Raw genomic sequence first — 22,950 nt, 5'->3', positions numbered from 1 at the left:
ACATCAAATTGGTGTAGTGGTATTTGGGTGGAATCAGGGACAAAGACAAGAAGCGCAGTTAGGTAGAACAACGCAATCATTTGTGCAGATACCAACCGCCAAACTCAAAAAACGAGTTAAACAGTTATGCGAGTACCACGGCATCAAATTTGTAGAGGCCGAAGAATCCTATACCAGTAAAACTAGTTTTCTAGATGGTGATTTTCTACCTACTTTCGGCGCAAAACCTGAAGGGTGGAAACCAAGTGGAAAACGAGTAAACCGCGGTATGTTCCGCACAGGAAAAGGACTATTTATTAACGCTGATTTAAATGGTGCAGCGAATATACTTCGCAAAGTAGAGACACAATTAGGACTCGTCCTAGTCAAGGTCTGTAGGCAAGTTTTGACCCTTGCTACCAGATTTCGTATCTGGGAAACCAAAACTAAAAAGCGAAGTGGTACGGCTTCAGCCTACGACGTAGCATCAGTTTAGAATCCCCGTGTCTTTAGACCGGGGAGAGGTCAAAGATTGGAGATTCACCCGGTGCAGGGTGCGCTCCTTTATCAGGCAATCGCAACTCTACCCGGAGCTAGCTGTTAAAGTTATAAAAGAGTATATGTTCAAACAATCATGAGCACCTCTCCTTCAACAGAACCTCAACCTAGCTACGTGAAACTTGCCATGCGAAACATGGTGAGGAAAGGTGGCACTTCCTTGAAACATTTTGCAATGACTGCTGTAGGGCTTTTAGCCGCCCTCATTGGTCTTGCTTATCTAACTCGCTAACGACAAACTATCATCTCAGCCTAGGAGACTTTGTGCCCCTGAGAGTCGAACTATATGTGGAGGATTGTTTTTCCGAGTCATCCCCATCTGAAGCAGTGAATATGGGTTACTCAGAGTCCCAAGTTGCTCCCGCTACCTGGGAAAACTGGTTTCATGGCTGGTTGGAAATGCTTAATTCTCATCTTCCACCAGCGCCAAGTTACGAAATAGGGCTGCGTTTAACAGACGATTTGGAAATTCAGGCACTGAATGCCCAGTATCGCCAAAAGAATCAGCCGACAGACGTTTTAGCCTTTGCAGCCTTAGAAGCAGACTTGCCGCAAAGCGAGGAAATGCTAGCCTCATTACCTTTGTATTTAGGCGACATTATTGTGTCTATAAATACAGCACAACGCCAAGCTGATCAGCAGGGTCATAGTTTGACAACCGAGTTAGCCTGGTTAACTGCTCATGGCTTATTGCATCTTTTGGGCTGGGATCATCCTGATGAAGAAAGTCTGATGCAAATGTTAAAACAACAAGTGGTATTGCTGTACTCAATAGGTATTACTATTGACATAGAATAGTAGTTGTGCGCGCGTCTGCAAGTATTAATCTTGGGTGATATTTTTATAATGCATAATGCTTCCGTAAAAAAATTGCCTAAAATTGCCTTGAAGTTGATCGCGCCATTAAAATCGGCGAAGACTCCCACCTTCCCTACTCTGTTTTTGTATTTTTAAGCCTATGTCCCCAAAAGTTTCGCCTCCACCAATGTCAAAGAGCTTATCAACGCTTGTGACCAATGAACGGGAGCTTTCCTGGCAAGTTGCCTCTAATTTATTCGTTAGTTTTAAGTATGCCTGGGCTGGAATTAGCTATAGTTTTCAGACTCAACGCAACTTTCGCATCCACGTAAGCGTCTGTACTTTGGCCATTGGCTTAAGCGTTTTTTTGCAACTGCAAGCAGTGGAAATAGCCGTAATTGGTATAACTAGTGGTTTAGTTTTAGCTTTGGAGTTACTGAATACTGCTATCGAGTCCCTTGTGGACTTAACGGTTAAGCAAACTTACCACGATTTGGCAAAAATTGCCAAAGACTGTGCTGCTGGTGCCGTACTTGTTTCTGCTTTGGTAGCGTTGCTGGTAGCTGCTATTCTCTTACTCCCCCCTCTAGTAGCGTTAATTATTTCTGCTTTCTAGATACGGTTTGTGACTGAAAATCAAAGCCTGTAGAAAAAAGGGCTTTAGACATGGGGATCAGGACATAGGTGATTTTAATCGCCGTTTAGATAGAGTTGACTCCATAAAATACGTAGAAAGTATCTGCGATACATGGACACTATTGTAGTCAGCGCTATGGCTTCGCCAATTGGTTTGAGGTTTTGTCTTCAAGCCTAACTTCGCAGTGTCTGCTTCCATTCGTTAGCCCCTCAGAGGAAAACAATCCCCTGCCTTTAGGTATGGGTAAAAATCCAAGTTTATAGCTATTAGTAAGTCTGGTGAAAATTGTGATTATATTCCTCGGATAATGACTAGAAAGTTAAGAAAAATAGCTAAATTATCATCAGAAAAGTATTGAAAATTAGGTTTTTTATGATTATAGTCATCGATAATTACGACAGCTTTACATATAATTTAGTGCAGTATTTGGGAGAACTAGCCGCAGAGTTTCCAGTCGCATCTGATCTTAGGGTTTTTCGTAACGATAAGATTACCGTAGATGAGATTCGGGCATTAAATCCTGATGTGGTAGTCATTTCTCCAGGGCCTGGTCGCCCGGAAGATGCGGGAATTTCTCTAGATTTAATTGCCAGGTTAGGACAAGAATTGCCAATTTTGGGTGTTTGTTTAGGTCATCAAAGTATTGGTCAAGTGTTCGGTGGTAAAATTGTCTCTGCTCCAGAGTTGATGCATGGCAAAACTTCTCTGGTGTCTCACAGTGGGGTTGGGGTTTTTCAAGGATTAGAAAATCCTATGACTGCAACCAGATATCATAGTCTGGTGATTGACCGCGAGACTTGCCCCGAAGTATTGGAAATCACCGCTTGGGTTGATGATGGCACCATTATGGGAGTCCGACACCGGAACTATCCTCACATTCAGGGCGTCCAGTTTCATCCAGAGAGTGTCCTGACATCTTCGGGAAAGCAGTTAATGCGAAATTTTCTGGAACAATTACAGTCGAGAGTGTAGTGAATGAAACGACGACAGTTGATGGGCTATGCTGGGGCGGGTTTAGCAACAGCTTTGGTTACTAACTTGGGTTCTGGATTTCAAGCTGATGCACAATCTAGCGGTTTATCGGTTCAGTGGTTGGGTCATACTTGCTTTCTGTTTACTGGTGGCGGTGCAAAAATTCTTGTTAATCCCTTTCGGCCGATTGGCTGCACTGCTGGATATCGTCCACCAAAAGTTGTGGCAGATTTAGTACTGATTAGCAGTCAACTACTGGATGAAGGCGCAGTGGAAGAACTACCGGGGAATCCAAAGCTAGTCTATGAACCGGGAGTTTATGAGTTCCAGGGTATTAAGTTCCAGGGAATTGCTACAGACCACGATCGCAAAAATGGCAAGCAGTTTGGTAAAAATATCACTTGGGCATGGAAACAAGGGGGTATTAGTATCCTACATTTAGGGGGAGCCGCTGCACCGATTTCTCTTGAGCAAAAAATCCTGATGGGGCGTCCTGATGTGGCATTGATTCCCGTGGGCGGTAGTGCTAAGGCTTACAATGCCCAGGAAGCAAAACAGGCGATCGCAGTTTTAAATCCCAAACTGGTGATTCCCACGCATTACCGGACACAGGCTGCTGATACGGCTGCGTGCGATATTTCCCCAGTGGATGAGTTTCTCTCTTTGATGCCGGACGTAAATGTTCGTCGTAGCAATAGTGACAGTATTTCTATTACCTCAAATAATTTGCCCGAAAATGCGGCTATTCAGATTTTGAGTTATAAGTTTTAAGGTTTTTGAGGTGGGTGATGCATATCGCTTCACCCAGTTTAGTGAATGATGTAAAGGATAATTTCCCCATCAAAAAGTGTTTTTTTATGAGGAAACGTTGCTGATTTCCGGGATTTAGAACTGGTTCATCCCCATATTCAGCAACGCCACAAATATTAATAGCTTGGGTGGAAACGGTGCTACAACCCAAACACTGCTAAACCTCTAAGTCTTAGGCTGTGTACCATTCTGAGGTCAGTTTATCTGCATCAGATACGACAGTTTCAGTTGCTTTTGTGCCATCCATCGTCCAGATGGTGTCAGCACCTGTTTCCTGATCACGCCAGTAGATATCGGTTTTGCCATCATTATTGAAATCGCCAAATGATGGTGTGAGGGAAGCGCTATTGCTGGGGAGGAAAGCTTCAGAACTAACGGTGATGCCATCCATTAACCAAGCAGTGTTCTCGCCGCTGGTTGTATTGTGCCAGAAGATGTCAGTTTTGCCATCGCCGTTGAAATCACCAATGCTGGATGTCCAGGTTGAGTCAAGGGTTTGTAGACTACCCTCTGTGACGAAGATGCCATTCATGTTCCAAATTTTGTTCTCACCGGTTTGTGAGTTACTCCACAAAATGTCAGTCCGGTAGTCGCCATTGAAATCGCCAAGCTTATAAGTCCAGGATGCATCTTGTGTTTGCAGCGCATAGTTACTAACTTGGGTGCCATCCATAAACCAAACGCTGTTCTCGCCGGTTGTCTCATTGCGCCAGAAGATGTCACTATTGCCATTACCGTCGAAATCAACAATGGTGGCATCCAACCCCACGGCCGTGGTTTCTAGTACATTTGCAGTCAGAACTGTTGTGCCATCCATCTCCCAAATAGCATTCTCACCAGTTTCAGAATTATGCCAGAAGATATCAGTTTTGCGATCGCCATTGAAATCGGCAATGCTAGCAGTCCAAGTGGGATCAACTCTGTCTAGAGAAGCCGCATTAGAAACTCGAACTCCATCCATTAGCACAATACTATTCTGACCGGTTGTCTTATTGCGTAATAAGAAGTCGGTCTTGCCATCATTGTTGAAATCGGCAATTTTGTAATCGTAGGCAGTTAAGTCATATTGACCCAAAGAACCCTGTTCAAGAGTCTTTGTACCATCCATCAGCCGAACCACAATCTCACCAGTTTCAGTATTAACCCAAAGTTTGTCTATTTTGCCGTCAGCGTTGAAGTCAGGAGCAACTGCTGCACTAGCTAAGTAAGGATTAGGATTACTGTTTTCTGCCTCTATTGGTAACTGGTCTGACGCACTAGTTTGTGTAGTTTGTGTTGACTCTGACGAACTCCTAACTCCCAGATATGAATCAGAATTTGCAGTATTAAGCGAAGTTGTCAAACTTTCTGATCTGTTGAGAGACTCTGATGCCCAACTGCTTGTATTTACAGATAAGCCGGAGAGATTTCTACTTTCAATCATGGTGTGTTTTTTTTATGGCTGGTTGTTATATTTTTCTAACTTATTTGTTTATGAAGATTCTGTAAATAAAGAACATTTATATGAGCTTTACATTTTCTTCACAAATATTTTTATTTAATAAATATCGTTTTTTGCAGACAAATGATAATTTGTGTTCAATGATATTTTTTAAATGCTAGATAATGTATTTGCAGATATTTGATTGCTCTTCTATGTATGTCAATGCATTTCTTGCGGTAAGCTGTAATTGAAAGATGCTTATGCAATAATTTCTCTTTCCCCAGTTCCCATTTCCCCTATCTCCAGAGGCAGTTTCAAGCTCCCCAGCCCTTTGTAAGGTTGTAGACTATTGATCTGTCCGTTGATAAATCTTCCACCCGGCAGATGGAAGTTCAACTAAGTAATAGGTAACAGTTGCTAGCAAGGTTGATAAAATGATTGCTGCTGTGAGTCTGGCATAAAATGCTTCAATTGGGATATTTGAGGTGAAAATTGGTGTAATATTTTCGATGATTGGCTTATGCCAGATGTAAACACCATAAGAGATATTGCCAAATACTTCGAGTATTCTGAAGGGATTTCTCAAAATAGTGCTAAATGATAGATTTTCATTTTTACTTAAAGAATCATAAATGTCTGACTCAAATGCCCAAACAAAAAAAGATGTAATCAATGCCGTGACTGGTGGCAGAATAAAAAATGTTGTTGCAGTTCTAATCCCTTTACCAGCACGCTCTGGTAAATTTGTTAGTTCTTGATGATATGAGTAATATGCTGTGAATAAATATAGGATGACAATGAGAATTACGGCGACGTGCTTTTTGCTTACTTTGTCTAGATGAAATATTTTGTAAAGTTTATCATTAACTTTTGGCTTTAACTTAAAAGGTTTATATTTCAGCCAAGGATTAACTAAAAAGCCACACAATAATAGGTCTAAATTTGTTAGAAGTGGAGTATACCAATATTTGACAACATAGGTAAATTGGTCGCCAATCTCTCTTCTTAAGGAAACCCAGAATATAAAACGGATGGCAAGACTCAGCAAGAATATTAAAATTCCGGCGATATAAATTTGTCTAGGTTGTGAGAATCGCTGTTTAAAGTAGCTAAAGATAAAGGGGACAAGAATATAAAACTGAACTTCAGTGGAGAGCGACCAAAAAACAACATTAAAATTCATTCCTGGTTGAGAAGTTACTGAAAACTCATAAGTAAATGTAAAGAGCCGCAATAAATAACCCCAGTTTTCTATTTTCAACCAATTTGGGTAAACTAATATAGTTAAAATTAATATAGAAAAATAATAAAGAGGAACAATTCTGACAAAACGGTTACGCCAAAAGTTGATAACTCCTGGAACGTCAGCAGTGTATCTTTCGGCATAGAAGGCTTTCCCCATTAAGTAACCAGAAAGGACAAAAAATATCCAAACTGCTACCCAGCCATGACTAAATATTAGCCAACTCAGATCATAACCTCGATAAATAATCGAATTTCTAGGAGGATTACTATGGAGAATCACTACCATTAAGCAAGCAAAAGCCCGTAGGGCTAGGAGCGCATCTAAACGATTATTTGGCTTCATCAAGATTTCCTATAATTTAAAGAAGTGATGTTTGAGCAATAATTTATAACTTGGGGTGAAATAAATATTGGCTAGAATAACTTAGAATTAGCAACTACTCAGAGACATAATCTGTGCAGTCCCTAGTGAGCAAAAGTGTAAAATAACACAATAGTTTCAAAAATAGATTAGCTATGCAAGCAGAATATCGGCAACGTCGTGAGCAGTTAATGGCAAAAATTGGCAATGGTACAGCCATTTTTCGCAGTGCGCCAATGGCAGTGATGCACAACGATGTCGAGTATGTTTATCGCCAAGAGAGCGATTTTTTCTACCTGACTGGCTTTAACGAACCCCAGACAGTGGCAGTATTAGCCCCACATCACCCAGAACATCGGTTTGTGCTGTTTGTCCAACCGAAGGATAGAGAGAAGGAAGTGTGGAGTGGTTATCGCTGTGGGGTAGATGCAGCGAAGGAAATTTATGGTGCAGATGCAGCTTACCCGATTGCTGAGTTGGATGAAAAGTTGCCGCAGTATTTGGAAAAGTGCGATCGCATTTACTATCACTTGGGACGCGATCGCCCTTTCAATGACAACATTCTGGGACATTACCAAGGTTTACTGCGGACTTATCCCAAACGCGGTACCGGGCCAATTGCCATTGAAGATACTGGCCCCATATTGCACAGCATGAGACTGATTAAAAGCCAAGCTGAGTTAGACTTGATGCGGCAAGCGGTGGCGATCGCTACTGAAGCACACAATCACGCCCTGAAAATCACCGCACCAGGACGTTATGAGTACGAAATTCAAGCGGAGATAGAACACATCTTTCGGCTGCGGGGTGGCATGGGCCCAGCTTATCCTTCAATTGTGGCTGCTGGTGCTAATGCCTGCGTCCTGCACTACATCGAAAATAATTGCCAGATGCAGGATCAAGACTTGCTGCTGATTGATGCAGGTTGTGCCTACGGCTATTACAACTCCGATATTACCCGGACATTTCCCGTCAATGGTAAGTTTACCCCAGAGCAGAAGATTCTGTATGAAATTGTCTTAGAAGCCCAGGAAAAAGCGATCGCCCAAGTGCAACCAGGCAACCCCTTTACAGCACCCCATGATACAGCCGTGCGCGTCCTCACAGAAGGCTTAGTTGAAATTGGCATTCTCAAAGGAGAAATCGACAAATTAATTGAAGAAGAAAAATACAAACCATTTTATATGCACCGTACCAGTCATTGGTTAGGTTTAGATGTTCATGATGTCGGTCTTTACCAACATGGTGAAGATAAACCGCAACTTTTGCAATCTGGCCAAGTGCTGACAATAGAACCAGGACTTTATATTGTTCCAGATACCAAACCAGCAGAAGATCAACCAGAAATTGACCCCCGTTGGGTGGGGATTGGGATTCGCATTGAGGATGATGTGTTAGTTACACCTGACGGAAATGAAGTGTTAACAGCAGGAGTTCCTAAAGCAGTAAATGAAGTAGAAAGGTAACCAGGGTCTTCAAGGGTTTCAGATCCCCGACTTCTTAGAGAAGTCGGGGATCTTGTTGTTAAAAAAGGGAACTAAAAAAAGGGGGATGGTAAAATCCATCCCCAGTCAATTTTCACGATTAATTCAAAGCTTACAGAGTAGGTACAAACTGGGTTTTTTCAGGTACTTCAGTGTACTCAGCCACAATTTGCCGGAATTCTGCGCCGTCAATGGTTTCTTTTTCGATCAGCAAATCTACTAAGCGATCAGTGACAGTACGATTGTCACGAACAAGCTTCTTAGCTAAGTCATAGCACTCTTCGACAATTTGTCGAACTTGGCCATCGATGCGGGAAGCGATCGCATCAGAATACTCAGATCGGGTTGTCCAGTCACGGACCAAGAACACTTCTCCCTGTTGGCTTTCCAGTGACAGTGGCCCTAAAGTGGACATTCCGAACCGAGTCACCATCTGCCGTGCCATGCCTGACAACTGCTGCAAGTCGCCACCAGCGCCCGTTGTCACTTCCGCAGCTCCAAAAATCACCTCTTCAGCGGCGCGACCACCTAAAGCACCAGTAATCCGGGCCTTCAACTGAGAACGGGAAATTAAACCCTGTTCTTCATTGGGGGTAAACCATGTCAAACCTTGAGCCTGTCCACGAGGAATCAAAGTTACCTTTTGTACAGGGTCATGGTCTTTGATCAAAGTACCTACCAAGGCGTGTCCAACTTCATGGTATGCAATCAAGCGCTTGCTCTTGCTATCTACCAAGGGAGTACCTTCCATCCCCGCAACTACCCGATCCACAGCGTCATCAATTTCGCCAAGGGTGATAGCTTCTTTCCGTCTTCTGGCTGTGAGAATAGCTGCTTCGTTGAGCAAGTTAGCCAAATCAGCGCCAGTGAATCCGGGGGTACGCCGGGCGATCGCTTCCAAAGAAACGCTAGGATCTAATTTCTTATTTCGAGCATGGACACCTAAGATTTCCAAGCGTCCCTTAATATCCGGCGCATCAACAGTTACCTGGCGGTCAAAGCGTCCGGGACGCAACAATGCTGAGTCTAGTACGTCGGGGCGGTTGGTGGCAGCAATAATAATAATCCCTGTGTTGCCTTCAAAACCGTCCATTTCGGTGAGCAGTTGGTTGAGAGTTTGTTCTCTCTCATCATTACCGCCACCAATACCAGCACCCCGTTGTCTACCTACAGCGTCAATTTCATCAATAAAGATGATACAGGGGGCGTTGTCTTTAGCTTTCTTAAACAAGTCGCGGACGCGGGAAGCACCCACACCGACGAACATTTCTACAAATTCTGAACCAGAAATACTGAAGAAAGGTACACCAGCTTCCCCAGCGATCGCTTTTGCGAGTAAAGTTTTACCAGTTCCTGGAGGGCCAACTAACAGCACTCCTTTGGGAATACGTGCGCCAACGGCAGTAAATCTTTCTGGCTGTTTGAGGAAAGTAACGACTTCTTGCAGTTCTTCCTTCGCTTCTTCAATCCCTGCTACGTCGTCAAATTTAACTCCGGTTTTAGCTTCCATTTGAAAGCGAGCTTTGGATTTGCCAAAATTCATCGCTTGGCCTGGCCCACCAGGGAGGTTGTTAGAACGACGGAACAAAAAGAACAGCCCAGTAATCAATAAAACTGGAAATACCAAATTGCCCAAAAGTCCCCAGATAGCCCCATCATTCCGCATCGGATGGGCATCAAAACTCACGTTTTTTTCTTTGAGTTTGTTGATTAACTCAGGAGCGTTAGCAGGCAGATCTACTCGCCACCGTTGGACACGATTTTCAATGTCTTGATCCGCAGCTTCGACAATTGCTGTCCTACCGCCGTCGTAAAGATCCACATTGGAAACGCGATCAGCGTCCAAGTATTCCAAAAAACGACCATAAGTCATGCGGGTATTGGCTGCATTCTTACTCATGTCCGCAGGCGCACCAGCAAATGCCCCTTGCCAGAAGAAAAAGCCAATTACCAAAGCAAGCACAGACCAGAGTGCTACGACTCTCCAAGAGAATTTCATCTTTTATTTGCCTCTAGATGCCAGTAAAATTCATCAGCTTTAGCAACCAAATACTCAGGATGAAGTATGAAGTATAAAATTCCTCATTTTGACCAAATGGCTATGATGTCCGGTTGGTCAGACTTTTTTATCCTCCATGCTTAATCCTTGTCTTTGAGCCACCATGCTGTGTAACGGATGTTTATAAATCCATTTTGTTTAATTTGATATCTGGTCATGGATCGCCATAGAGCCATAAAGCTCTTACGGTAGATTTATGACGCCTATCAATAATCTTAACTAAATTTAACTTAATTCTCATACAATATTTCATTACAAAAAAAAACTAGGCTGCTGAAGAGAGCAGAGGAACCAGAGAAAGTCACCGGAGAAATACCTTCCTCATCTCCCCTACTTAACAACGCCAGGGGCTGCTTCTTGCTCCCGTGACTACGCTAACAAGTCTATGGGGCCGATCAAAGCACTGGCTCCTCAGCACTCCCATCCCCTACTTCACTTCTGTAATTTTTAGTGTGTAAGGGAAATACTTGCCCTTTTTGTAGGAACCGACCCAAATTTGGTAAGTTCCCTTCAGCCATTCACCAACAATGCCAGGATTTTTGCCCTGAAAATCGTCATTGCACCAAGTACCCCCAGGCCCCTTAATGATGATGATAGTGTCTTCAGGGCTTTCTACTTGCAGCTTTAGGTAGTCAAATTTACTGGTTAGTTGCAGTTTATGATCTGGTGCTTGATCAACAAATCCAGTACAAGGGCCGGTAGCTGTTTCAGCTCTGCCAGCCACTTTTTTCCCAGGAACTGAGCCACCACTCATCCCGCGAACTGTCAGGGGGTCTGGGGAAAATTTCTGGTTGATAGTGATATCTCCAAATATTGGTGGTGCTTCTTGAGCATCAGCAATGGCACTAATCATCGATGTGATGAAGAGCGTAACTATCATGAACGATAATCTTATCCCTCTATTGAGCGCTTTTTTCGGCATTGTAATTACATTCATTCCTAGGTATCCATGATGACATGAATATTACACGCCAAGTTCCCAACATGAGAGAAATTAACTACCTATTTTAGATTTACCCTGGGAAAATTTGGATGATAAATAGGGGCACATGAATGTATACCCGTGACATACTCCTACACTTCTGCTTCGCAGTAAGTGTAGGCTTCCAAGACAATCCGGCTATTGCTTAGGAGGCTCTTGGCTTTAAGAACGGAATGCCCTACCGCTCTATTTTTTATATTCAACGCTGCATTATGATCACGGTCAAGACTGCACCCACAATTAGGGCAATCGTGCCAGCGTTCATGCAGTTTTTTAGGAACTTTCACACCACAATTAGAACAATATTGTGACGTACCTGATGGATTCACTGCGATTACCAATAACCCAGCATTTTCGGCTTTGGTTGTTAGAATTGACAGGAAGCTTGACCATCCAGCATCATGCACAGATCTTGCTAGCATCGAACTAGAAAGACCTTTGACGTTTAAATCTTCGTGAACTACAACGTCATATTTTTTCAGGAGATTATTGGCAGTTTTAAAGTGAAAGTCTTTGCGCTTATCAGCTACTTTTTTGTGTTGTTTGGCAACTTGCTTGATAGCTTTTTTGCGCCGATTACTGCCTTTTTTACGACGCGAAACACGCTTTTGAATGACGCGCAATCGCTTTTGAGATTTACGGTAATGCTGAGGGATTGGGACAACATCACCATTGGCAGTTGTCAAAAATTCCTTTAAGCCAAGGTCGATACCCGTGATTAAATCCGCATTGAAATCAGGCTTAATATTCGGGACTGTCGTATCTTCAAGACTCAAGGTCAAATAATAACCATCAGCTTTTTTTGTTACTGATGCGGTTTTAATTTTAAATCCGTCAGGTATTGGGCGATGCAAGATAACTTTAACTATGCCGAACATTGGTAAAGTTATTAAATTACCTTGTGAGGCAGTCCCCGTCTTGGCGGTTTCCGGCGATGGGGAACTGCCGAACCCGGAGGGCAAACACCCATCTTTCATCTGTGGATATGTAAATGTGCGATAACGGTCACGGGGCTTAAATCTCGGCTTACCACTACGTTTGCCATTGCTATCACCTTTTAAAAAACGGTCAAATGTCACCTTCACTCGTTTAACTATGTCCTGTAGAACCTGCGAGTAAATTTCACCGTACCAAGGATGAGTTTTTTTCAGATGCGGTAGCGTTTTCTTTTGTGAATAATAGTCTGGGTTATCCCGCAATTCTGGTATATGGCAGACAAGAGGACAGGCATTAATCGATGAACGATTACGCTCATACCAATCAAATCTATCAGCCAACAGATAGTTGTACTGAGCGCATAGCATAGCCAGCCATCTGTCTATCTCTATGGCTTGTTTTGCTGTTGGTCGTAGCTTGTATTGGTACGCTGTCCTCACTTGTTTATCCTCAACCATCAAGACTATAATACAATAAAGTGACAACAACGGGTAGACAAATATGAAAACTACTAGATTAAATGTCAGGATGTCTGAACGTAGATTGAACAAACTTCGCTCTTATGCTGTAATGAAAGATAAAACAGTCACGCAGATAGTAGAAGACTGGGTTGATAGACTGCCAAATCTACTTGTGTTGAGCGGAGTCGAAACAGAGAGGGTTAAAAATAACGCTGACCCCCTTCCTGTCAATCCTGCGGATTGAATTGGTCGGAGGTCGCGTTATTTTTAACCGCCTTATATCTCACCACAGAAGGTCGTACCGTTTCAGTGGGAGGCTTACGGCGAAATAGCTAAACTGGCAATTCAGCGCTAATTGGCTGCTGCGGCTGCTTGACTCAATCGCTGTTTATCTAAACCAATCTGATTTAATAAGAGCCAGGATTGGATCAGGTCGGGGCCATGGACGTCTCCAGTTAAAGCTGCTCGGAGCGATCGCATTACCAAGCCTTTTTTCACATTTTGCTCTTTCACCACCTGCTTAATAATGTTTTGGGCGGTGTCTGCTGACAATTGGGGTTGATCTGCCAAAGCTGTGAGAACACCCTCAAGCACCGCAGCCGAACCAGCTTGCTGAAGTTGTGTATTTCCTTCTTCGCTAAATTCCACCTCATCGCTAAAAAACAGTTTGCTCATAGCCACAGCATCCACCAACCGAGTCAGACTGGCGCTCAGTAATGTGACTAGCTGCTCTAACCAAGGACGCTCTCTTCCACCAGCAAAATTATACCCAGCCGCTTCCCAGTAAGGTATGAGTAAATCTGTGAGTTTATCTACCGGCATACTGTGGAGATATTGGCTGTTTAACCAATCCAGTTTTGCCCAGTCAAACTTAGCCCCCGCTTTATTAACACGCTCAAAGCTAAATTCCTTAGCTGCTGCTTCTAAGGTGAATATTTCCTGAGTTGAGTCTGGGGGCGACCAACCCAGCAAAGTCATATAATTTACCAAGCCTTCGGCGGTGAAGCCCATTTTCTGAAAGTCAGAAATGGAAGTGACGCCATCCCGTTTAGAAAGCTTGCGCCCTTCCATGTTCAAAATCAGCGGTGTATGAGCAAACTCTGGGATTTTGGCTCCCATTGCTTCATACAGCAAAATTTGCTTACCCGTGTTGGCTATATGGTCTTCTCCGCGGATGACATGGCTGATTTGCATATCAATGTCATCTACCACAACCACAAAGTTGTACAGTGGTTGCCCAATACCGTCTCCAGAGGCGCGGGCGATCACCATATCACCACCCAAATCGCTACCTTTCCAAGACATTTTGCCCCGTACTAGGTCATTCCAGACAATTTCCCGCTCATCTTCAATTTTAAAGCGAATCACAGAAGAGCGACCTTCGGCTTCAAAAGCCGCCTGTTGTTCTGGGGTAAGATGGCGGTGGCGGTTGTCATAGCGGGGAGCTTCGCCCTTAGCTTTTTGAGCTTCCCGCATGGCCTCTAGTTCTTCAGAGGTGGTATAGCAACGGTAGGCAAATCCCCGGTCTAGTAGTTGTTGTACTGCTACTTTATAAAGCTCCAGGCGTTGGGATTGAAAAAATGGCCCTTCATCCCAGTTCAAACCCAGCCAGCGCAGTCCTTCCACAATATTATCGGTATATTCAGGACGCGATCGCTCTAAATCTGTATCCTCAATTCGCAAAATGAACTTCCCGCCGTGGTGACGGGCAAACAACCAGTTAAATACAGCCGTTCTCGCTGTACCAATATGTAAATTCCCCGTTGGACTCGGAGCAATACGGACTCTAACAGTCACAGTTAATTCTCTCTTTCACAAAATATTTACGCCAAGAATCCTGAATCTAAGATAATAACACTCAGGATTCAGGACTCATAACTTAGAACGGGACTGACGGGGCTCGAACCCGCAACTTCCGCCGTGACAGGGCGGTGCTCTAACCAATTGAACTACAGTCCCTCAGTTGGCAACTTTGCCATTATCGCTGCTTTTTTTCTACTTGTCAAGTAGTTCGGAGGCTGAGATTTAAAGATTTTTTCCATGTCTCTTGCTGCCTCTACGCCATCATAGCATCTTAAATTGGTTTTGTCGCTATAGTTTGCGCCTTAGATTCCAGATTCTGCAATATCTGGAATTGCATCTGTTTATATTGTTGCTTTAACAGATTTTTGCTCAACTGGGGCGCAGAAGAGGGTGGTAGTTTCTGACTCTGTTTTACCCAAGTTTTTAATATTTGCTGCTGTGCTGAAGCGATGCGACTACTGAGAACGTTGGCGCAGGAGTGGGGTGCTTCCATAGTAAAGAAAATCAAGGGGTAGCGTTCATTTTCCACCAATGTCCACACAAGTCTCTGATTCTGGGAATTTTGCATATCTAGGTAACAGGGTAGCCATTTAGGGCCTAGTTCCCGACTGTAGAGTACTGTTACCCATAACAGCATGGGATGGGGGGATGTGACAAAGATAAACTGGTTATGACGGATAGAAAGGGCCCGGTTCTTGATTTCTTGCTCAGGCAACATCAACCATAGTGCAGGTATAGATCCTGGGTTGGTGTCTAGAAGCTGGGGAAACACAATTTCCTGAATGGGTTTATCTTGGGGCCATGTAAGTTGCCTACAGGTTTCTTCGATTTTCGTTAGTAAACCAGAAGATAAAGAACTGCTAGAGGTGGATTTGGCTGCTGAACTGGTGGGTAAAGTCAGACTGATAGAATTGGAAACACTTTCCAAAATTTGGAGAATTTTGGCGATATTTTGCGGACGATTGCTGGCTTGTTTAGCCAGACAAGCCATGATTAAATCATTTAGCTGTTGAGGTAGTTTAAGATTGGGATTGACATCGGCGATCGCTCGTGGCGGTTCAAAGTGATGTGCTTTATACCAAGCGCCAAAGTAGTCCGTCTCTGGTTGCCAGGGTTTTTCGCCTGTGAGCATCTCAAACATCATCACACCTAAACTATAAATATCAGAGCGACTGTCTAATTCTCCCCCTTCAAGTTGTTCTGGCGAACAGTAGGGCAAAGTACCATTAAATCCTTTGTTCGTGCTGACTACCGCTTTGTAATTTAAGAATTTCGCAATCCCAAAGTCTAAAATTTTGACTAACTGCCCCAATATCGGATCAGGGATAACTAAGATATTGGCAGGTTTAATATCTCTATGAACTAGCGGATAAATGTTGCCATCAATATTCATCCCTTGATGAGCACACTGCAAGCCTAAACAAATCTGGCGAGAGAGAGTCATAAACATGGGCAAAGACAGAGGAATTAAATCCTTTAAACTCTTGCCACATAGATATTCCATCACATAGAACGGTTTGCCATTTTCACTCAAGCCGTAATCGTAAGCCCGCACGATATGTAGGCTCTTTTGACTCAAAGCGGCACTCATCTGAGCTTCACGAGCAAAGTTCTCTTGCAACTTGGCATCTGACATAGTCTGAGACAAAAACTTGATGGCGACTGGTATTCCTCCTAACAAAACATCATTTGCTAAAAAAACTTCACCCATGCCACCCCTGCCAATTAACTGCTTAAGTTGATAACGGTTGGCAAGCAATTCCGTACTGCTTCTTGGAGATGAAAATGGGCTTGTATTCACTTTTGATTGCCTCTACTAAGTTATGCAATTCAGAAATAAAATTTTAACCGATAAATTTTTCTTCGCCCATATAGAATTTGCTGGATATAATAAAAATTAAAACAAATTATCAAATAATTTAGTTATCCAACCTTTTAAACCTATTGCTTCTTTTTTATGAGGTGTAGTTAATCTTTGGTTAACTTCTAACTTCAGTTTTTCATATTCTATTTTCAGAATAGTTTTGGCTTGAGTTGGCAAAATTAGTTCAGTTGTTTTTTGACTCACATCTAAACAATCTGCGAGTTGCTGGCGCTGGCTAGCTGTGAGACTAAAAGTCATCACCTGGTGGCAGGTAGTCGGTTCTTCTAGAGCAAAAAATAATATATGATAGTAGCCTATTTCTGCTAAAGTATGGGTTACTTTTTGCCCTTTATTGTCTTTGATATCTAAAAAATAAGATAGCCATCTTGTCAAAGAAAACTGGTCATCATATAGCACTGTTACCCACAATACCATTGGGTACAAGTCCATTTTAGTCAGAAATTCAGTACTATGTGTTTTATCTAAAAATTTGGCAATTTCTGCTTTGGGTAACATAGCCCAAAAAGTTGGTATTGTACCTTGTGGAGTATGTAATAAATGGGGAAACCCAATGGTTGCAACCGGTTTATTCTTAGGCCAAGTCTTCTGCAAACACTCTTTTTCTGAAAATGTCGTTACAGGAACTAATTGCACTGGAGATGGAAGCAAACATTCATTGCTATTACTAATCAGAGGTTCATCATCAAGCTGCTCATTAATATGAGCTAATATTTCTAAAATTTGTCCCATATTTTGGGGGCGATCGCGTACCTCCTTGGCTAAACAATTTATTACTAATTTTTGTAATTCCTGCGGAATTTTGACTAGGGGATTAACTTCTGCAAAGGTAGGTGGAACTTGAAAACGGTGCGCCTGATACCAACTACCAAAGGAATTACTTGTAAGTTGGAATGGATGTTTTCCTATTAGCATTTCAAACATCAGCACTCCCAAACTGTAAATATCAGAGCGCACATCCAACAGCTTACGTCCTTCCATGTGTTCTGGCGAAGAGTAAGGTAAACTCCCGATAAAAGAATCAGTCAGCGTCATCCCACTGCGCTCTGTTAAAAACTTAGCAATACCAAAATCGAGAATTTTCACCACCTCAGATTTTTTGGCATTATCGTTAATAAATATATTTTCTGGTTTAATATCCCTGTGAACAACAGGATAAATCTCTCCTTTCAGGCTGATACCTTGGTGAGCACACTGTAAACCTAAACAGATTTGCTGACAAATATCTAAAAATTTGGATATCGTTAAAGGCTGGATTCTGAGAATTTGTTTTAGGTTTTTACCTTCGAGATATTCCATTACATAAAAGGGAACTTTTTCTTCAGTAACCCCATAACTCAACACGCGGACAATATTTTTACTTTTTCGACCCAATTGAGCACCAATAAAAATTTCTCTGCCAAAGCGTTGTGACATATGCTGATTTATCAGATTCAGCAAGAGAATTTTAACTGCGACTCGCAAGCCACCTTTGGCTACATCTTCTGCTAGGTAAACCCTACCCATTCCCCCTTTGCCAATTAAATCTTTGATTAAATAACGATTGTTTAAGAGTTTTCCAATGTAAATGTCTAACTCAGCTTTTTGCCTGTCCATATTCTGAACTTTGTTTGGTGGCATGAAATATTTTTATTATGGTTCTTTACCATGAAAAATGCTTAATTAAATTTGGCTTTAGAGAAAATTTACTATTGTTTTGCTTATCCAAATATTAATTATTTCCGGACATTAATGATCTCTTACTATTTTGCATTTTGCAAAGGTTAGTGGATAATATTTTGTGAGATCCAACTATCTCAATTAGTCCTCAAATTATTTTCAGATGAAATGCAATACAAAAAAGTGTACTTCTTAAAAAATTAGGGTTTCTGCCTAGGGAAAATATCTTAATTCTTGTGTAACATATTTATAAATAGAAGCCTATAAGTAATTATACTAGAGATACAAGTAATCTGGATTGATTTGCCTGGTTGTAGCCGTAAATAAACGTAAAGATACGATGGCTATGGCTTTTGGGTACAAGGAAAAATAGTTTCCCGTAAGCAATAGCCAATCCCTAGTGGTAGTTAGTTGTTACTTTTCGGTATCAGATGACGTAAGAAGCTGATCAGTGGTGGTTCAATTTTGAGTTTAAAGGCTAGTATTTGGGTGCGTTGCAGGAAATTGAAATTGTTATCGCTGACTAGGATTAATGAGGGTTGTCCATCTGGTAGCTTGGAACCAAGGGTTAAGCCTTCGATGTTATCTAGTAACACTTCTAGGGTTCGCAAATCTAACAGCATTTTTTTCTGAACTGGTTTGATCTTGGTGGAGTCAGTAGTCAAAAGGCTATCAATATTGTGAATATCATCGGCTCCTTTTAGGGAAATCTGAAACAGGTAAATAGTCAAGCCTAAACCTGTAAAAGACCGTTCTAAGCTGAGGAAGGTTCCTTGATTATCAAGGGAAATTAAATCAGGTAATCCACTAGCAAACTTGCCAGGAAGATTAAAAATAGGTGTGATTGGTTCTGTTTGGTAAAGAAATTCTTTTTCAGGCTTTTGGGTGAGTAAGTTGTATTGCAAAATGCGGCAAGGAGTACCAGTGTTTGCTTTGGCTGCTGGGCCATCTTGAATTAGAGCGTTTTCGGTGGCTGTGAATAAAGACTTTTTATCTGGTGTGATAGTGAGGCTTTCAAAGGCTAAATTGTTACGGATACCTTGCTGACCACTTTTATTTGGTAAAAATTTATTAGGAATTGGCAGGTTTGTGATTTCTTTGCCAGTAGCTAGGGAGAATTCTTTAATGAAAGGATTAATTAATTTCTTAACATCTCCTTCTGAAGAAATGAATACAGTTGCTTTGCTAGTCAAGGCAATACCTTCTGTATCACTTGTCTCAGGGGGATAAGTCTGGCTATTTTCGTTTAATAGTTTGGTTACACCAAGGGGAATAACTCCGCTATTGTCGAGGTAACCTTTGCTCAGGTCAATTTTTAGGGTATAAAATCGGGCGGGAGCTTTTTGTCCCCGGTCATCGGAAATTAGATAATAAACGTCTTGTTTGACGTCGTAAGTAATTCCAGATAGTCCTCCCAATTCAGTTTTTTGAAAAGATAATCCTGTGGGTAAGGTCGCTTGTCCAATAAACTCAATGCCACTGACGGTAACAGGTATGGAGTCTAAATTGATAAAAAAGAAGAGACTGATAATTAGAATGGGAATACTAAAGTAAATAATTAGTGGGAATTTTAAGACTTTTTTGATTAGCTGCATAGAGACTTGTTACTGAAGTGTGAAAATGACTGATTAAATAAAAATCTCCACTTAGGAGATAGGGAAATAATGCTTGTGTTATCTGCATTGCTAATAGTTTATGGGTAAGGGGTGAGCTCAGAATTACCATGATAATGAAAACACTGACATCAATAGCTATGGGTCTTGGAAAAAGTTTACTAGCCAGTCTTTGACGTTGCGTGTGGCGCGGCAGTCGTCTTCGTTGTAGCGTTGGATAATTTCTAGTAAGGTGCGATCGCCTGTTTCTAGCCACTGATCATACCAGTAGATACACTTAGCACCACTAGCTTCTTTGTCACGCCACTGAAACCCTATCCAACGGGCGATTGCTTTTAAGGCATAGCTTTCTACTGGTAAGGCCACACTTTGAATTAATTGTTCATATACATCTACAAATCGATTTAAGATGGGATGCACAGCGGTGTCAGGTGTGTGATAAAGCTTGGCTAGCCGTTTGACTGTATCAAATTCGTAAACACAAAAATGATAAATTGGGGCTTTGGGATATTGGGAAACTAAATCTAGAAATTGTTGCCAAATTAAGGCTTCGTCTGCTGGTTTTTCTGCCAAAAAAGAATAAAACTGTTCTGTGTTAGCTTGCCTGTCAACGACCAAAACCCCTAAGAGATAATGTAAATTTAAGTCTGGCTGGGCTTCAATATCAAAATAAAGCTCTATCGGCGCTGTGAATGTGAGACTTTTTTTTGGTGGCGCTGTCGGTAAGATCAATGGGCGTCTTTCTACTGTCGATTGGGCTTGTAATATTAGTTTGGGTGCAACTTCGCCGAGAAAACCAGGCAGGTTTTCTAGGGTGTGGGGACTGGTATTAGCGAGAGATTCTAGTGTGGTGATGGAGATTGCTTGGAGTTGATTGTAACGAACTGGCGTTACACCTGGTAAGAGAGACAGGTGTTGCTGAGATTGAGCGATCGCATAACAATAATTGTACCAATGGCAGAGATTGCACTTTTGACGGGAAATAAATATCTCTGGCGCATCAGGTGACTTGATAACTTGCGTATATTCTTCCAGGATTTGCTGCATTTGTGGAATCCATTTGGCTAAATCCACTTCATAGCCCTCGTCTTGATGACGCAATATTAGCCAAGCTGTTTCCGGTGCGACTTTCTGCACTGTTGCCAAAACTTGGGCATGAAATGCAACTACAACTTGGTATTCCTGTTTAGGACGCTTACCTAGTTCAATATTCGCCGGAACGTACATCCAATCGCCAAAGCAGGATCTTCCTGGTTGTTTCACAAGTAAATCGGGACGACTCAACAAGGTGTATCCTTCATAATGAGTGGTTAGTAACACTCCTTTACGAATGTACTCAACCCCTTGTTCCATCAATTCTAAAGTTGCTGCTGCGCCTGCTTGCCAGTTTCCTCGTGGATAATCTGGTCGATGATAAGTCAACTGTGCCAAAACACTCCGATGATGGGCGATTTTGTCCTGTTGCACTTTTAGCAGCAGCTCATTGGGAGCATCTCGCTGGCTTTTGTCACCGTGAGTATCTAAAAAAGGTCGCCGCTTACAGCGTTGATATTGCAGTAGGATTTCAGCATTAATTAACATCCTTTTAAATTAACAATAATTAGGACGCTCTGGCAGTAACTCAGATGACTAAAGTTACTGTAATTAAAAGTACAGCCATCCAAAATCTGAAATTGATATGACTATGTTGTTGCATCGCCATCGAGAACAATTTCCCGCTTTAGCTAATAAGACTTATTTTAACTACGGAGGGCAAGGGCCGATGCCCCAAGGGGCAATGGATGCCATCACCCAAAGTCAAGCTTACATCCAGCAGATTGGCCCCTTTGGTTCTGAGGCATATCGCTGGATTGCACCCCAGATAGAAGCTACTAGAGTGGCGATCGCTTTAGAGTTGAATGTCCCCACCCCAGCCATTACCCTCACAGAAAATGTGACTGTGGGCTGTAATATTGCCATGTGGGGTATCGAGTGGCGGACTGGCGACCATTTGCTACTCTCTGACTGCGAACACCCAGGGGTAATTGCTACCGCCCAAGAAATCGGACGCAGGTTTGCTGTGGAAGTTACCACTTGCCCCCTAATGGCAACTTTAAACGAGGCCGATCCTGTGGCAGTCATTGCCCAACATTTGCGCCCTAATACTCGCCTGGTAGTCTTAAGTCATGTTTTTTGGAATACGGGTCAAGTTTTACCTCTTGACAAAATTGCTGAGGTGTGCAGAACTAATCATTCCTTACTACTCGTCGATGCTGCCCAATCAGCGGGTGCTCTGCCTTTAAATTTAACTGAATTAGGGGTAGATTTTTATGCCTTCACCGGTCATAAGTGGTTATGTGGCCCGGCGGGTGTCGGTGGTTTGTATGTTCGCCCAGAAACACGGGAAAGTTTAAAACCCACGTTTATCGGCTTGAATGGTATTGTCGTCGATAGTCAAGGACAGCCTGTGAGTTGGCAACTAGATGGGCGAAGATACGAAGTGTCTACCTTGGCTTATCCGCTTTATATTGGTCTTAGGGAAGCGATCGCCATTCATCGGCAATGGGGAACAGCAGAGGAACGTTATCAGCAAATTTGCCGCCATAGTGAATATCTCTGGAAAAAGTTGACGGCTTTACCCGAAGTCAAATGTTTGCGAACTTCCCCACCCCAAAGCGGTATTGTTTCCTTTCAACTCACTAATCACCAGCCTCTCAAATTGGTGCAATTTTTAGAGTCACAAGGGTTATTAACGCGGACAATTGCTAACCCTCACTGTATCCGCGTCAGTCTTCATTACTTGACTCTAGAATCAGAAATCAACCAATTGGTTGATGTGATTCAAAATTTTTGCCAAATCTAGAGAAATAAGCTTTTGATTTTCTCAGGGCAAAAAAAATTAACATAATGCGTTTCGCATTATGTTAAAAACCATCTTGCAGACAAGCGCTACCAAGTAAAATGTGATATAGCAGAAGGCGCTCTTGCACTCATGCAAAAGTAAAACCCTTGTCATCACTGAATTTGAGGTTTTAAGAATGTCCTAACCGCCTTAGCCACTGCTATAAAAGCGATGAAATGGTTAACATTTTACGCTTAATTGATGATGTAATAGATAGAAGCAGAGAAGATTGATTTTTAGAAAAATCGGTTGATTATCCTGCTGTCAGCATTTAATAAAGGTGCTGAGGTAGAAATTTTGCGCTCTGCTGATTAAAATCTTCTAGGATTCAAATTTATTGCTCCATTTGTGAAAATCAAAGGGCTGCAAATCCCTGACTTCTTAGAAAGGTTGGGTATATTGTTCGC

19 protein-coding genes and 1 tRNA gene are annotated in these 22,950 nt (G+C 42.3%); 9 read left to right on the top strand and 11 right to left on the bottom strand.

Annotation, left to right across the window (positions count from 1 at the left end; all coding sequences use genetic code 11):
• The 6 genes from H6G32_RS21755 to H6G32_RS21730 form a co-directional block, all read left to right on the top strand.
• Positions 1 to 475: zinc ribbon domain-containing protein (locus H6G32_RS21755; RefSeq protein ID WP_190462049.1), on the top strand; the 475-nt coding region annotated here is incomplete at its 5' end.
• Between the two features lie 138 nt (positions 476 to 613).
• Entirely contained in the window at positions 614 to 769 is a 156-nt protein-coding gene (locus H6G32_RS21750) for a DUF3285 domain-containing protein (protein ID WP_190462047.1), read from the top strand.
• 32 nt (positions 770 to 801) lie between these two features.
• On the top strand, positions 802 to 1,335 hold the full coding sequence (ybeY, locus tag H6G32_RS21745) for an rRNA maturation RNase YbeY (protein WP_190462045.1): 534 nt from the start codon (positions 802 to 804) through the stop codon (positions 1,333 to 1,335).
• A gap of 160 nt (positions 1,336 to 1,495) precedes the next feature.
• Positions 1,496 to 1,951 carry a diacylglycerol kinase family protein gene (locus H6G32_RS21740; RefSeq protein ID WP_190462042.1) on the top strand — a complete coding sequence of 152 codons (456 nt, stop codon included), beginning with the start codon at positions 1,496 to 1,498 and terminating at the stop codon, positions 1,949 to 1,951.
• Positions 1,952 to 2,344: 393 nt separating this feature from the next.
• Entirely contained in the window at positions 2,345 to 2,944 is a 600-nt protein-coding gene (locus tag H6G32_RS21735; RefSeq protein ID WP_190462040.1) for an anthranilate synthase component II, read from the top strand.
• Positions 2,945 to 2,947: 3 nt separating this feature from the next.
• Complete coding sequence (locus tag H6G32_RS21730) at positions 2,948 to 3,715, top strand: MBL fold metallo-hydrolase (protein WP_190462038.1); 768 nt, start codon at positions 2,948 to 2,950, stop codon at positions 3,713 to 3,715.
• A gap of 211 nt (positions 3,716 to 3,926) precedes the next feature.
• On the opposite strand, the gene H6G32_RS21725 is transcribed toward H6G32_RS21730, so the two are convergent.
• Together H6G32_RS21725 and H6G32_RS21720 are read right to left on the bottom strand one after the other, a co-directional pair.
• Entirely contained in the window at positions 3,927 to 5,177 is a 1,251-nt protein-coding gene (locus tag H6G32_RS21725; protein WP_190462036.1) for an FG-GAP repeat domain-containing protein, read from the bottom strand.
• Between the two features lie 346 nt (positions 5,178 to 5,523).
• Positions 5,524 to 6,765, bottom strand: coding sequence for an acyltransferase family protein (locus H6G32_RS21720; protein WP_190462034.1), 1,242 nt, complete (start codon positions 6,763 to 6,765; stop codon positions 5,524 to 5,526).
• Between the two features lie 173 nt (positions 6,766 to 6,938).
• Here H6G32_RS21720 and H6G32_RS21715 point away from each other — a divergent pair, with 173 nt between their 5' ends.
• Positions 6,939 to 8,249: an aminopeptidase P N-terminal domain-containing protein gene (locus H6G32_RS21715; protein ID WP_190462032.1), complete on the top strand. Its 1,311-nt coding sequence runs from the start codon at positions 6,939 to 6,941 to the stop codon at positions 8,247 to 8,249.
• A gap of 130 nt (positions 8,250 to 8,379) precedes the next feature.
• Here the strand turns inward: H6G32_RS21715 and ftsH2 are convergent, their stop codons facing one another.
• The 3 genes from ftsH2 to H6G32_RS21700 all read right to left on the bottom strand — a co-directional run bounded on the left by ftsH2 (position 8,380) and on the right by H6G32_RS21700 (position 12,684).
• Positions 8,380 to 10,266 carry an ATP-dependent zinc metalloprotease FtsH2 gene (gene ftsH2 / locus H6G32_RS21710; RefSeq protein WP_190462030.1) on the bottom strand — a complete coding sequence of 629 codons (1,887 nt, stop codon included), beginning with the start codon at positions 10,264 to 10,266 and terminating at the stop codon, positions 8,380 to 8,382.
• 487 nt (positions 10,267 to 10,753) lie between these two features.
• Positions 10,754 to 11,248, bottom strand: coding sequence for a hypothetical protein (locus H6G32_RS21705; RefSeq protein WP_190462051.1), 495 nt, complete (start codon positions 11,246 to 11,248; stop codon positions 10,754 to 10,756).
• Positions 11,249 to 11,400: 152 nt separating this feature from the next.
• Positions 11,401 to 12,684 (bottom strand): RNA-guided endonuclease InsQ/TnpB family protein, encoded by a 1,284-nt coding sequence (locus H6G32_RS21700; protein WP_190462027.1) that lies wholly within the window; start codon positions 12,682 to 12,684, stop codon positions 11,401 to 11,403.
• Between the two features lie 61 nt (positions 12,685 to 12,745).
• On the opposite strand from H6G32_RS21700, the gene H6G32_RS26890 reads away from it, so the two are divergent.
• On the top strand, positions 12,746 to 12,949 hold the full coding sequence (locus H6G32_RS26890) for a hypothetical protein (protein ID WP_242046681.1): 204 nt from the start codon (positions 12,746 to 12,748) through the stop codon (positions 12,947 to 12,949).
• A 107-nt stretch (positions 12,950 to 13,056) separates the two neighbouring features.
• Here the strand turns inward: H6G32_RS26890 and gltX are convergent, their stop codons facing one another.
• From gltX to H6G32_RS21670, 6 genes are all read right to left on the bottom strand, one after another.
• Complete coding sequence (gltX, locus tag H6G32_RS21695) at positions 13,057 to 14,502, bottom strand: glutamate--tRNA ligase (RefSeq protein WP_190462025.1); 1,446 nt, start codon at positions 14,500 to 14,502, stop codon at positions 13,057 to 13,059.
• A gap of 88 nt (positions 14,503 to 14,590) precedes the next feature.
• A tRNA-Asp gene (locus tag H6G32_RS21690) sits at positions 14,591 to 14,664 on the bottom strand.
• A 115-nt stretch (positions 14,665 to 14,779) separates the two neighbouring features.
• On the bottom strand, positions 14,780 to 16,309 hold the full coding sequence (locus tag H6G32_RS21685) for a serine/threonine protein kinase (RefSeq protein WP_190462023.1): 1,530 nt from the start codon (positions 16,307 to 16,309) through the stop codon (positions 14,780 to 14,782).
• Between the two features lie 96 nt (positions 16,310 to 16,405).
• A complete protein-coding gene (locus tag H6G32_RS21680) occupies positions 16,406 to 18,010 on the bottom strand; it encodes a serine/threonine protein kinase (RefSeq protein ID WP_190462021.1) in 1,605 nt (534 codons plus the stop codon).
• A 446-nt stretch (positions 18,011 to 18,456) separates the two neighbouring features.
• Positions 18,457 to 19,644, bottom strand: coding sequence for an esterase-like activity of phytase family protein (locus H6G32_RS21675; protein WP_190462019.1), 1,188 nt, complete (start codon positions 19,642 to 19,644; stop codon positions 18,457 to 18,459).
• A 156-nt stretch (positions 19,645 to 19,800) separates the two neighbouring features.
• Complete coding sequence (locus H6G32_RS21670) at positions 19,801 to 21,243, bottom strand: TM0106 family RecB-like putative nuclease (RefSeq protein ID WP_190462018.1); 1,443 nt, start codon at positions 21,241 to 21,243, stop codon at positions 19,801 to 19,803.
• A 97-nt stretch (positions 21,244 to 21,340) separates the two neighbouring features.
• Here H6G32_RS21670 and H6G32_RS21665 point away from each other — a divergent pair, with 97 nt between their 5' ends.
• Positions 21,341 to 22,504: an aminotransferase class V-fold PLP-dependent enzyme gene (locus tag H6G32_RS21665; protein WP_190462016.1), complete on the top strand. Its 1,164-nt coding sequence runs from the start codon at positions 21,341 to 21,343 to the stop codon at positions 22,502 to 22,504.
• Positions 22,505 to 22,950: the final 446 nt, after the last annotated feature.

It is taken from the genome of Cylindrospermum sp. FACHB-282 (assembly GCF_014697195.1).
Taxonomy (GTDB): domain Bacteria; phylum Cyanobacteriota; class Cyanobacteriia; order Cyanobacteriales; family Nostocaceae; genus Cylindrospermum.
Note: the sequence above shows the minus strand (reverse complement) of the source record. Positions and strands in the feature narration are given on the sequence as shown.